This window comes from Bacillus sp. ZY-1-1 (assembly GCF_003047165.1).
Classification (GTDB): domain Bacteria; phylum Bacillota; class Bacilli; order Bacillales; family Bacillaceae; genus Bacillus; species Bacillus velezensis.
Genome location: NZ_CP027061.1, coordinates 1,811,927 through 1,823,910, shown reverse-complemented (window position 1 = coordinate 1,823,910; position 11,984 = coordinate 1,811,927). Strand labels below are relative to the sequence as shown.

Sequence of the window (11,984 nt, the reverse complement as noted above, 5' to 3'; positions counted from 1 at the left end):
TCCAGAAAGGTAATATGTATTAGTATGTTTTTCAAGCTGATCTTTCAGCATGGAAATAACAAAAAGCCTGCAGAAAGTGATGTTCTCTGCAGGCTGATTTTCATTATAGGATTTTTTCAGTCTAACAAATAAAAGCCGCACCGACGATGATTAATAAAATAAACAATACCACGATCAGCACAAAAGTGCTGGTTCCGCCTCCGCAGCCGCCGTGCCCGTAACCATAGCCAAAACTGCCGCAACCGTAGCCATATCCGTATCCGTACATACGCAAATCATCCTTTCTTCTTACGATATACGGCATTGTATGCGGGCCAACTCCCAATTGGTTTATGCGAATGCCCAACTATGTAAGAAAATAATGAAAAATTGTATGCACGCGCCGAAATCTTTTGAAGCCGAGTTTTTCATAAAAGCGGTTTACACCGTCCATCCCGGACGTCACAAGGTATACGGTTTCCATGCCGTTCAGCTTTGCCGCCGCCATCAGCTCATTCATCAATATCGATCCGTAGCCTTTTCGTTGGAATTGATCCAGAATTGCGACTTCTTCTATTTTTGCGGTTTTATCTGCTTTGTTGATGAAAAGCTCTCCGCAGCCGATCGGAATCGTTTGCGAGGCGTCGCTGTAGCACACGACAAGCATAACCGTTCCCTCCTTATACAAAGGATATTTCCGCTCAAGCTTTTGTTCGGCCGCCGCCTCGCCAATGTAAAGGGCATCATAGATGTTCATAATAGACGACCCATCGGCGAGGCTCTTTTCCGTCCCCCAAGCAGTGAGCGGGTGTCCGGCCTGCAGGTCCCCATTTTCCAGTTTCCTTGCAAAAAACAGCTCATCTTCCACTACGCAGCCCTGCTTTACCAGAGTTTGTTTCAGAAGAAGCGGAAATGCGTGCTCCGGAGACGCTTTCACATGAATATAATTGGCTTGAAGCATGCCCGGAACGGACGAAAGAAACGGCAGCAGTTTGTCTAACGGAAATGTACGGTGCAGCTGAACAAAGTTATGCGAAAAAATCTGCGGCAAAAAAGGGTCCGTATATACACTGAAATGCTCGAACCTCTGAATGCCGGAAGTAAGCTCTATATACTGCTTCTCGGTTTTATCAAATTGATCGGTCATAAAAGCTCTCCTTTTCCTTGCACATCCGACTGCATCTCTCAACCTTTTGTTATATTGAGATTTCTTATAATTTCATCGTACACCGGATAGAACGGCATTCCAATTGGTAATTGTTTAATTTGCTGAAAGGAAATGGGTATCGCCTTCTGATTCGCAAAAAAGCGTTTCGCTACGTCATGACTGATCGGATGGAGAACCCCTCTCAAATAAACATAAAATTTCCGTTCAATGCGAAACAGCATCCTCCCGGGCAAATGTTGAACACAGTCAGATGTCCACCGGCTGATCGGCGGACCGTCCGGAAGCGATTGTATTTCGGCCCGTTCTAAAGCCGGGATGCCATGCCGTTTAAATCGGTAAAAGCGAAATGCGCTATGATCAACCAGCCTTTTCTCCCCGTCTTCTATAAAATAAACATGAAACTGATCCCTGACGAGCTGAAAATTCGGAATACTGGCGGAGTCCTCTTCCTCATATTGAAATAAAAACGGATCCGGAATGACGACGGTCCGGCCTTCGTATAACGTATGCCAGCGCTCGTTTACAGGCTTCCTTTTATTTCGGTCAAGCTGATATACTTTCTGATCCGTCCCCTTTACAAAGGATCCGTCGATCAAGACAGACGGAAGCGATTGATACGTGTTCTGAAATGAGTGGGGTGTTTTATAGGTCGTATCCAACACTTCTTTTATCGGCAGAAATGATGTAAATGTGTTGAGCCTGCTCCAAAAAACAGAGTCTCCGTGATTCCAATGCATAACATCTTCGTCCCAAAAGCTGCCGAACTTCTCTTTCACACGCTCAAGCAATGATCTCCGGTGCATCACTGAACAGTGATCAACGAGAAAAGCGGCCTGATCAAGCACCTCTTCAGCAAAACGATAGAAGTGGAATTGTTCTGTTCCGCGCCCGTTTACATGTATCACCTTCTGGCTGGAATAGACGGCATCAAACTCGCTGCATTGATTAAGCGCTTCCGCCATGCGGCTGAGCCTATTCGGATGAAATACGGTGTCGTCTGTCAAATAAGTGATGTATTCGCCTTCGGCCCGTGAAAGCGCATCATTAATCAAAACGGCATACCGGGTCGACTTCAGCCGTTCGGCCGGATTGATAAAACTGTTGTCATAATATATGCGATGATCTTTTATATACGTACTGATGGCGGCCGAGGTTTCTTCATTTGAATGATCATCCATCACAAACAGCTCCCAATTGCTGTAGGTCTGATGCAAAACACTTTCAATCGCCTGTTTTACAAGATCCGGTTTGTTGTAACTCGTTAAGATAATTGAGACCTTCTTTTCCATCCCATCACCCCTTCTGTAAAACGTAAAAAACGGCTCCGAAAAAGACAGAGCCTGATATCGTTATTAAAAAGCCCCCCAGCTGACGATGCTTGAAATCGCGACGTTTGATCTCGTATTATTGAGCGGATTTTGAAAAACGGCCAAATCTGACAGCACTTCTTTGACAATTACGTTCTGCAGTGTGCTGCCGTTAATCAGATTGACGCGCGATACAGGAACCCCAAGCTCTTTTGCCATTACAAGCTGACGCCGCAAATCTGAATGATCTCCGGACGGCTGATGAGATAACAAAAGAAGAAGAAGCAGTACGAGCTGAAATTCCTCCTCAAAACCCCCGTGTTTTACAGTTTCTCCTGAATCCAAAATATTCCTCTCCTTCATTTTTTAATCTATACAACGTATGTCATACTCTTACAATCCGCATAGGCAAACAAAGCCTGATTCGAAAATTCAGCTGTTTGATTAATTGTTGAAAAAAATGCAAGCAAAACGGCATTCGACTTATACCAATCTTTTCAATCAGGAATATGAATAAACGTGAGGTTGAAATTGTAAAGGAGGTGTATGTCCGCATGAGCGAGGATCGTTTGGAGCTTAAAAAGAAATTATTAAAAACTCTTTTAGCCCCTGTATTTGACAACAGCGCTTTATCTGGCGGCACAGATGGAGGAGATAATGTGGAAAACAAAGTAAAAGATTTATTGGAATCGGCAATTGATGCAAAAGTGGATGAAGCAGCGGCGAAAGACAGTCTCAGCGCACAATCTGTATTGGGAAGCGGTATTTCATTAGCGGCGAGATGGATTTTTGCAAGAATTCAGCCCGGCACTGTCATCAGCATTGTGATGGATTCAGGAGACATGATCGGCCCGGTTCAATTTGTTGCCTTTGACGAAATTCACGGAATCGTTTTTGTTACGCAGGAAAATTCCGTTACACCGGCAGGCTCTGCTACAACATTGCTTGACGTCGACAAAGTTGAAAGTGTCACGTTCACTTCGTAACAGCATATGAACGTTTTATATATCCGTTCAGGATATAAAGGCATATACACGTATTTTGACCGCTGGATCGAGGAAGGCTTTTTACAGTCTTCCGTCCGCTTTTTTTCTGTTTCTGAGTTTGAGGAAGATACCATCCGCAGTATACGGGCATTCAAACCAGACATCAGTCTGATGATGACGGGAGACCGTATTCCGTCTGAATGGCTTCAATGGCTGAAGACAGAACAGATTCCCGTTTATCTATGGATGACGGAGGATCCTTTTTATTTCGATGTGAGTATGACAATCGCGCCGCTTGCGGATGCCGTTTTAACGATAGAACAAAACGCGCTTGATGCTTACCGGCAAATGGGCTTACAGCACGTATATTATGTCCCGATCCCCGTTAATCAGCGGCTTTTTAAAAAACAACCTGCTGAAGCCTCTCTTCACACAAATCTGCTTCTGATCGGATACCCGTATCCGAACCGCGTTGAACTGGTGAAAGCAGCGGCGAAGCTTCCGTATACGCTTCGTATTATCGGGAAGGGATGGCGCAGACATCTGCCTAAAAAAATCGCCAGACAGCAAAATGTGCTCGTAATGGATGAATGGATTGAACCCGAACTTGCCGCATTATATTACAACAGCGCAGAGGTGGTCTTAAACCCTCACCGTTCTTATCGGTTTGCGCTCAATCAGAACGGACGCGGCATCGAAAATACCAGTTTAAATACGAGAAGCTTAGACATTGCGGCTTGTCAGGCCTTTCAGCTGACAGACCTTTCTCCCGCGCCCCCGTTTTCATCATTTGTTTCTTACAGCGGGTTTGCGGATTTTGCGGATAAGATCCATTTTTATATGACAAACCCGGGTGAACGTAAACAAATCGCGGCGCTTAATTATCAAGAGACAGTACCGGCGTACACGTATGACCGGCTGCCGGCTGTGCTTACGGCTATCCGTTCCAAGACTTTCTCATGAAACGCTCTTCACATCAAAAAGCAGCTTGGATAAGCTGCTTTTTTCATGTTTATTTTCCGCTTCTGTCAGTCAGTTTTCTCGGGTCAACCTGTTTATTGACCTGCGGATGAAAGCCGATTTTATCAGCGATTCTTTCCCATGGCACCATTTTAAAATTTTGATTGGCCTTTTGGCCGTGATCTATATTCTCTCCGTCCTGTGCGACAAAAAGGCCGAACGGATACTCAGGCCCCAGCCCGAAACCCAGAACGTCAATTCCGTCTGTATCGCTTGTGCCGTCTGTTTCAGGCCCGTCTGTTATCTGAAAGTCCGCAACATATTTGTTCTGTCCCTGTCTTTCATAAATCGCGTAGCTGCTGTTACCCTGGCTTGAGGCAAGCAGATAACCTTTCCCGTCAGCAGCGTAGTAAATCGTCAGTCCTTCAATATCAGGGGTTAAATGCCTGCCATCGGCACGATCGATAACCGTTCCGTTACTGCCGCCGTCCGGCTCAGCGCTGAACTTCCAGATGGCCTCATCTTCTTCTGCGATATAAAGACTGCCGTATTCATCGTCTGCTGCCATCCCTTCTGTCTGAGAATTCATTTTAAACGCCCTTACCTTTTTGCCGGATATGTATCCATTTTTATCCGCATTTAATTCGTATTGTTCAAATTCGCCTTCTTTCCCTGTCACCATCGCGTAATATTTTCCTGTTTTTTGACTGTGGTACAAGCTGAAACCGTATACTTCATCAATTGCTGATGCAATCGGGCGGTTTGGATCCGTAATGCTTTGTAATGTGCCGTTTTTCCCGTCAATGGCGTAAATCTCAATGGTATTCTTTCCTTCAGACCGATTGGATGCCGCCGCAATATCGACTTTTTTTCCGTTCAACGGAAAATCATAACGGATATCAACATTGTTCAGCTTCCCGGTATGATAGGAATGAAGCATCTTTCCCTCTAGGCTGTACACGACTAAGCCTGATTTTTTATTGGTTGTGATCAATTTGCTGTTCTGAGGATTCTTGGGGTCCAGCCAAATCGCAGGATCATCAGCTGCATCACCGGCTGTATCAACCGGCTCCGTTTCCGCCGCCGCATTCACGGTAAAATGATAAGGATCAGACAGCTTATGTTTGGCCTGGGAAGAAACCGCACCGCATGTGAGCATCAATCCGGCTGCCGCGGTTAACAAAAGTGTTTTTGAATGATTCATTTTCCATCCTCCTTTTATGAACGTGCACTTTAATTGTAAAATACATACAGGAAGTTCAGTGTTAAGTTTTTGTGAAGATTGTCCGAATGTGAGGATTTATGAAGAGAAAAAATTGACGTGAGCAAATATTTAAAATGAATATTTAGTACAATGTTTTATTTGTAATTTCTATTCTATTAATCGGGTAACGCGATATGAAAGCGCATCAGATTAATGTTTTTCTCTAATTTTTGATTTATTGGTTTCTTTCATTAACTCGCTGAAATTGTTCAACATATGATGCATGGTAGAGAAACGAGAGTTGGAGGATAAGCCATGCCTAAACAGCAAGCAGTAGAGCTACAACCGTTTTTTCACGATAAAACTGTTCTCGTCACAGGCGGAACAGGATCAATCGGAAGCCAAATAGTAAAACGCCTTTTGCTCTTAACCCCTAAAGAAGTCATTGTGTTCAGCAAAGATGACAGTAAACAATATGTGATGAAGCAAAAATACGCGGATGAACAAAGACTGTCGTTTGTGCTCGGCGATGTTCGTGACTACAGAAGAGTCAACCAAGTGATGAAAGGTGTTGATATTGTCTTTCACACAGCTGCGCTGAAGCAGGTTCCGACATGTGAGGATAATCCCTTTGAAGCCATTCAAACCAACCTTATCGGCGGACAAAATGTCGCAGAAGCGGCTTTGCTGCAAGAAGTGACGCATGTGATTAATATCAGTACCGATAAAGCCGTTTATTAAGATACTCACCACAAGCAAATCAAAAAAAGAAGCTTACTCTGCACTCCTTTCCAAAGCAGCCTCCAATAAATGCTGAGCAAATTGTTTATAAAATTCATCTAAGTCATTACTCGCTTCATCCTGATCTATATAGCGGATACTGTAATTATCTTTATGGACAACCTTTATTGTTTTCTTCTTTAATTCCTCATAACGTTGGTAAGGTTCCAAAACTACACCCCCGCTTTCACAGGAGTATTATATGTATGTAATGGTTCGTCTCTTGACTGTTCTTTCTTTATCAAAGCCTCGCAAGCTTGTTCAAATGTATGATCCAGCGTTCAGTACCGATCTCTTCGCATATGAATATGGGAATGCTGGCTTTATTCAAGGTGCCCAGTAATTCAAAATGTGTTCTTGACATATGCCTTCTCTGCACCTGAGTCAACAATTGTCAAATAAATCCCGGGGCAGGAATAAGCCACCGCGAATGAAGAATGACGTGAGGTTTGAAGACATTATTTCGGTTCAATATGCCGTTTCAGTTTTGCAGCGGTATTTCTGAGAATTAAAGAATAGGTACTAAATCCTTTCAAACTTTGAGATATTTGTTTTTGGCGGTGAAGATTCATTTAATTTTTTATACCAAATACGAATTTTTTGTCCTTTGCTCAAGTCATCTTTATTGTTAAGTTGACTAAGTCCCAGTAAAACTATATCCGATCTATACTTTTTAATAATCTCTTTTTCACTAAGATTTTCATAGTCTTTAACATCAGCTTTTTCATTATGTATGAAAATTGCTTGATTCTCTCCTTTTAAAATGACATAGCCGACCATGGTTTGCTCAGCCTCCATAAAATGTTTGCTTTGGGTTTTGACACCCTAATGTTATACTTAACAAAATTAACAGCATTGTACATAATCTATACAAGTTCAAACCGCCCTTCTTGCATATTTGTAACAAGAGTAAAACACTGTTTTAGGAAATGACAGACTAAAACGACTCATTTTTAAGGATTTTAACAACTTCCCCGTAGTCTTATGGAACACGGCGAGGTCTTTACCATCATAGAACCGCACAATTGCATCATGAAATATTCAATTGGCTGATCAACCACAACACCTTCTTTAAGCGATCTAATGTGGAATATGTGTAAGGAGGCGGTTTATTTGAAAAACGATCAGATAATAACACTTGACTCTTCTTTTGCGTTATCCACTCTTATTGTCTTACTTATTGCATTGTACCCGTCCTATTCTTCTTGGTTTGTCACAATATTCTTTTTAGGATTTGCACTAATATACACATTTGAAAAAAAGAGCAAATCTTCAAAACTAATTGCTATTATCTCTTATCCATTATTTATTGTTGCGTTTGTTTACAGCATAATAAACAGCATGTAATAATCCCCCGCCTAAGACAGGGTTATTTTTTATCACATTGCAGCAACTTTTGGGCCGCCTTTGTCTGTGATGATAAAGCTGTCACTCCCGATTTTTTCTTTTGATCCTTATCTTCATAAATCGTTACAAGGTGTTTTGTCATAAGAGCCGTCCCTGCCGTCTTACATTCCTGCTTATCCTAAAAGTAAACAATTTTATATTCACCTAGAATGATCATTATTAGCTAATCCAGCTAAATCAGATGACCAGCCCCCTGTAGGCAAATTAAAAGCAAATCCTAATGTTTGAACGACAGCAGCAGTTGAGTATTTGTCAAAGTTGATCGTAGACGTTGCTTTCAGTATCATTCCAAGTCTGAGTTATCTCTTTTCGCCTTAACTCCTGCCCCAAAATCATAAAGCAAACCACTCCAGTAAAATTCCAACAATTTCAATCTTGCCAATGGTGTTTCTTAAACCTAATTCCCCCTCTGAGTTGTTTTATGATATTACACTCCTGAAAATATTTGTTTTTGTTAAACCTACAGTTTTATTGAATCTTCTCCACGGCATAAAATGGGCATCCCCAATGAGACTTTCGGTTCTTTTTTAAGAAAATTGTGTCTCGTATAATAACAAAAGTATGTTTTTAAAATTCTTGTTCCTTCTTTTATAACTAAAATTTTTTAGGTAATATATTGATTTCATTACAAATATCCATTATATTTGTAAATATATTAAACTAATGGTTATTTAAGGATGGTGAAGAAATGAAGAAAAAACTTATTTCATTTATCATGGTGTTCACGTTGGCTGTGCTGGCTATATCAGTTGTTTCTCCTGGCTATGCAAGTGCAGCAGAAAGTAAAAAAGCACCTGTAGTTCAAAATAGCGTACAGGCTCCTTTAGCTTCAAATTCTGAAGTACATACACAGGGCATTCCTTTCGCTAAACAAATATTAGTAAAAGCACTTAGGGTTGGTGGCCCCGCTTTAGGAAACCTTATTAAAAAGATCCCATATAAATGGGCACAAAAAGCTGGTGATGCTTGTTCTAAGTGGGGACACAAAGCGGCGGACGTTATAGATGAACTTACAAATTTCGGAGAAACAGCTGTTACTGTGGCCTTAGTGAAAGCCGGAATTCCATTAGCTGATGCACAGTTAATTGCGAAGGTTGTTGTGTTCTTTTTGGTATAACTATACATTAAAAACAAGAGAGTGAGGCTTACAACCTTCACTCTTTTGTTTTAATTAGGTAAGGAGAGATCACCATGAATCTGCTTGTTATGACGTTATCAATTTATCTTTTATCTCTCATCGTCTTTTTTATTTTTATGTACAGAGGAGAAAAGAAAGAAGCTGCAGAAAAAAACACAAATGAAAAATTTTTATTATCTACAGTAATAGGAGCTTTGGTTTTATCACTCATTCCTACTGCAATCATAATGGTGATAATCTTATTTGCAACAGGATCAGCAAATGTGCTTGTAAAATTCTTTGAATTAGAAATAGAATTTAAACAGATTGTTATAACAAGTGTGTGTATGGTTGTTTATTCTTTTACTTTTGATAATATTTTTGTGGCTGTTGGAAGGCATCTCATTGGGGATAACTTCTTCAAGTTTATATTTGCCTCGTTGTTTAGGTTTTTATTTATTTATATAGTGGGTATCTTATGTTCCATTGGGAACAGCGACAATTTTAAATTATCATTAGGATTAACTTTATTTTTTCTTTTGTTAGAATGTATTTTCCCTAAAAAGTCTGACCGTGCCCAGAATTTAAAATCTTAAGGACGGGCATTTGGTGAGAACATTAATTCATATAAAAAAGGAATAATGTTCAAAAAGATAAAGCAGGCTTAATGTCTGCTTTATTTAATTAAAATCCCTCTTCATACAGTGCTTTCTCTAAGCAATTCGGCTCCTAAAGCTACACTGAACCTTCCAGCTTTATACTCGTTTACAACAATAAAGTAACAAGCAAGTTGAGAAATCTCGAATCTTGATATGCTCAATGGTACTGTTGTTTTTGCTTCCTGACTTTGAGACTGTAATGGGACGCTTTATGTCTAAAAAATCTGCCTATAATATCGTTTACTGTGTAGTCGATATAATTTATATTAATTGGCATTCAATTGCTAATAACCCGCTCACTGAACGGAAAAGCATGCTTTTAGACATTAACCTTGACCATAACAATGTATTTGTTATTGAAGGTCTGCAGGGAAACGGATTAGCTTACTTTAATCTGCCAATGAAAAGCATCTTGAAGGAATCGTCGTATTAATAAAGCTAACTCTCCATATGGGATTAATAAACATTCTTATAGCTGGCTGAAAGTGATTATAGATTTAAGACTACATGGTAAACTCCGCATACCTTCCTTTGAATCTTGGAGAGTATAATCTCTCTTCTATTACATAACTCCTTAATGCTTAGCAAAACAGACTGAAAATTCAGTACATAATACAATAAGTTATCCAAATCGTTTAGCTGTAATTCACCAAAATGCTCTTCATATTTTGTGACAGATTCATTCCAGTTTGAATAAACCTATTGACCTCCTGAAATTAAATGTTATTATTTACTTTAACTTACAAATAAAGGAGTGTTTAATTTGAAAAAGTTGTTTAGTTTTATTGTTTGCACCATGGTGGCCATTCTTTCTCTGAGCATTGCCACTGCCGCATCTGCTGAGACCGACAATTCTAGGTTTTCAACTAAGCTTACTAACTCTGTCGAAAGTGAATTTAAAGCTTTTGGTCTTAACCCTCCTAATTCAAATAGCGTTGTAAATCTTACGAAAAACAAATTGACATTCGCTGGACAAGCAACTGGCAATACGTTATATTCAAACAGTTATTTTCAAGGCAAATCTTCGATAAGCTATTCAATTACAAATAATATTGGAACTAAACTAACTGTGAAAGTTTGGAATGATTCCGACTGGATTTTTGCTACTGAAACACTAACTGTAAATGCTAACGGTACAGCTACAGGAACAATAAAAAATCTAGATGCCAATGCGCTTTACTATCTATCTTTCTCTGCTCCGAGCGACTTTTCTGGCTATGTTCAATAATACGTAATCTAGCAGCTCCATTCGTGGGGCTTTTTTGTATTCGTTAAAAACTATCGTAAGAGAGAATTGGATTAATTGTAGAAATTTTGATATATTAGTAATACAATCGAATATTCAAGGCTGCTCCTACACAAAAAACAAGCCAGTGATAAAATCCTTCTTCTTATTATTTTTTATCTTAGTGTTAAATTTTTTCACAGGGGCTGATTTTATGTTTCTAATAAACAATTCTTTTGACTTTATGAGCAACGTAACAACACTAGTTGATTTTGTTGGCATTGTAGGTGCGATAGGCTCTGCCTTGAGTATTTGAATAAAAACTATCTTTTATCTAGACTTGTCCAGCTCTCTCCAACATTTCAAAGAGATTGTGCCTGCCTCAATTAGTTTGGCATTGTAGTCTTCAACCTCTTTCTTTGCGCTGGCCAATTTATCAAAAGCTACTCGCCAACACCATTATGAAATTTGATAAAAGATTTAATCCTCAAGCCATCAAAACAAACATCTAAAATTAGTCTATTGCCTGAAGTGCCATCAATTTTGCTAAACGCAGCTTCTTTATTGTACCAGCATAAAGCACCTCTTCAATGGATTCATTGGTAAAGTACTCAGTTTCCTTGGTTGCTACATAGGTTTTCATTTCTTCCTCTTACTACGTTTAAAATCACGATTTCATCTTCGGTCCTAGTGATCTTAAGTCCTTTCTCTATATATACGCAGAGTGTATTTGAGTTCGCACAGTATTTAGTGAATTGTATTTGATATCAATAACTTCAATATTAATTGACTCTGTTCTTATAAATATATTTAATAGCCTATCAATTTCAACCCATTCACCATTGCAATATTCATCTTGGAATAGCGTTATTTTAATCATTGTCTAACCCTTCCTTTAATGAACTGCTTTCGTCTAACTTTCGGAAAACATATTAATCTGCTAACAAATAGCTCATCGACTTTATCATTGTATTCACCATATTCACCAGAGTCCCATTCAACACCTACAGAACCTCGATTTGTCGTCCACAATATAATTCCCATTTCTCCATTCTCAAAGACCTTACTTGCTCCCTTTTTTGATAATCGAGTATATTTCAACCTCTTTCTTAAAATAATCACATTTTAAGTTAACTTTAAACTGCATTATGTTGAGAATTTCACCTTTAATTGGTAAGCTGACATCTAAGTC

Annotated in this window: 15 protein-coding genes and 3 pseudogenes; 8 read left to right on the top strand and 10 right to left on the bottom strand. The window is 39.6% G+C overall.

Features of this window, described 5'->3' with window-relative positions:
• Positions 1–121 precede the first annotated feature (121 nt).
• From C5I45_RS09490 to cgeC, 4 genes are all read right to left on the bottom strand, one after another.
• Positions 122–268 (bottom strand): YjcZ family sporulation protein, encoded by a 147-nt coding sequence (locus C5I45_RS09490; RefSeq protein WP_014418145.1) that lies wholly within the window; start codon positions 266–268, stop codon positions 122–124.
• A gap of 78 nt (positions 269–346) precedes the next feature.
• On the bottom strand, positions 347–1,126 hold the full coding sequence (locus C5I45_RS09485) for a GNAT family N-acetyltransferase (protein WP_014305227.1): 780 nt from the start codon (positions 1,124–1,126) through the stop codon (positions 347–349).
• 38 nt (positions 1,127–1,164) lie between these two features.
• Positions 1,165–2,436 (bottom strand): glycosyltransferase family 2 protein, encoded by a 1,272-nt coding sequence (locus C5I45_RS09480; protein WP_024085490.1) that lies wholly within the window; start codon positions 2,434–2,436, stop codon positions 1,165–1,167.
• Positions 2,437–2,499: 63 nt separating this feature from the next.
• Complete coding sequence (gene cgeC, locus C5I45_RS09475) at positions 2,500–2,799, bottom strand: spore maturation protein CgeC (protein WP_003153667.1); 300 nt, start codon at positions 2,797–2,799, stop codon at positions 2,500–2,502.
• A 209-nt stretch (positions 2,800–3,008) separates the two neighbouring features.
• Here cgeC and C5I45_RS09470 point away from each other — a divergent pair, with 209 nt between their 5' ends.
• Both C5I45_RS09470 and C5I45_RS09465 read left to right on the top strand, forming a co-directional pair.
• The gene (locus C5I45_RS09470; protein WP_014305229.1) at positions 3,009–3,440 is read left to right on the top strand and encodes a hypothetical protein; all 432 of its coding nucleotides are present in this window, start codon (positions 3,009–3,011) and stop codon (positions 3,438–3,440) included.
• A 6-nt stretch (positions 3,441–3,446) separates the two neighbouring features.
• Positions 3,447–4,403: a CgeB family protein gene (locus tag C5I45_RS09465; protein WP_057080779.1), complete on the top strand. Its 957-nt coding sequence runs from the start codon at positions 3,447–3,449 to the stop codon at positions 4,401–4,403.
• Between the two features lie 49 nt (positions 4,404–4,452).
• Here C5I45_RS09465 and phyC read toward each other — a convergent pair whose 3' ends face one another.
• The gene (phyC, locus tag C5I45_RS09460) at positions 4,453–5,604 is read right to left on the bottom strand and encodes a 3-phytase (RefSeq protein ID WP_014305231.1); all 1,152 of its coding nucleotides are present in this window, start codon (positions 5,602–5,604) and stop codon (positions 4,453–4,455) included.
• Between the two features lie 315 nt (positions 5,605–5,919).
• Between phyC and C5I45_RS09455 the strand changes: the two genes are divergently transcribed.
• Complete coding sequence (locus C5I45_RS09455; RefSeq protein WP_003153663.1) at positions 5,920–6,345, top strand: SDR family NAD(P)-dependent oxidoreductase; 426 nt, start codon at positions 5,920–5,922, stop codon at positions 6,343–6,345.
• Positions 6,346–6,378: 33 nt separating this feature from the next.
• Here the strand turns inward: C5I45_RS09455 and sprB are convergent, their stop codons facing one another.
• From sprB to C5I45_RS20230, 4 genes and pseudogenes are all read right to left on the bottom strand, one after another.
• Complete coding sequence (sprB, locus tag C5I45_RS09450) at positions 6,379–6,555, bottom strand: recombination directionality factor SprB (RefSeq protein ID WP_007612049.1); 177 nt, start codon at positions 6,553–6,555, stop codon at positions 6,379–6,381.
• A gap of 2 nt (positions 6,556–6,557) precedes the next feature.
• Positions 6,558–6,715 (bottom strand): annotated as a pseudogene (locus C5I45_RS09445) (hypothetical protein); the annotation flags it as partial.
• A 191-nt stretch (positions 6,716–6,906) separates the two neighbouring features.
• The gene (locus C5I45_RS09440; RefSeq protein ID WP_032861525.1) at positions 6,907–7,182 is read right to left on the bottom strand and encodes a DUF3221 domain-containing protein; all 276 of its coding nucleotides are present in this window, start codon (positions 7,180–7,182) and stop codon (positions 6,907–6,909) included.
• A 78-nt stretch (positions 7,183–7,260) separates the two neighbouring features.
• Positions 7,261–7,469, bottom strand: a pseudogene (locus C5I45_RS20230) (hypothetical protein); the annotation flags it as partial.
• A 28-nt stretch (positions 7,470–7,497) separates the two neighbouring features.
• Between C5I45_RS20230 and C5I45_RS19905 the strand changes: the two are divergent.
• The 5 genes and pseudogenes from C5I45_RS19905 (at position 7,498) to C5I45_RS09410 (ending at position 10,795) form a co-directional block, all read left to right on the top strand.
• Positions 7,498–7,731 (top strand): hypothetical protein, encoded by a 234-nt coding sequence (locus C5I45_RS19905; RefSeq protein WP_032858632.1) that lies wholly within the window; start codon positions 7,498–7,500, stop codon positions 7,729–7,731.
• Between the two features lie 748 nt (positions 7,732–8,479).
• The gene (locus C5I45_RS09425) at positions 8,480–8,908 is read left to right on the top strand and encodes a hypothetical protein (RefSeq protein ID WP_024085498.1); all 429 of its coding nucleotides are present in this window, start codon (positions 8,480–8,482) and stop codon (positions 8,906–8,908) included.
• A 74-nt stretch (positions 8,909–8,982) separates the two neighbouring features.
• Entirely contained in the window at positions 8,983–9,504 is a 522-nt protein-coding gene (locus C5I45_RS09420; protein WP_024085499.1) for a hypothetical protein, read from the top strand.
• Between the two features lie 244 nt (positions 9,505–9,748).
• A pseudogene (locus C5I45_RS20150) lies at positions 9,749–10,058 on the top strand (ATP-dependent DNA ligase); the annotation flags it as partial.
• A 272-nt stretch (positions 10,059–10,330) separates the two neighbouring features.
• A complete protein-coding gene (locus C5I45_RS09410) occupies positions 10,331–10,795 on the top strand; it encodes a hypothetical protein (protein WP_025852481.1) in 465 nt (154 codons plus the stop codon).
• A 511-nt stretch (positions 10,796–11,306) separates the two neighbouring features.
• Here the strand turns inward: C5I45_RS09410 and C5I45_RS20110 are convergent.
• Complete coding sequence (locus C5I45_RS20110; RefSeq protein WP_024085501.1) at positions 11,307–11,435, bottom strand: hypothetical protein; 129 nt, start codon at positions 11,433–11,435, stop codon at positions 11,307–11,309.
• Positions 11,436–11,984 lie beyond the last annotated feature (549 nt).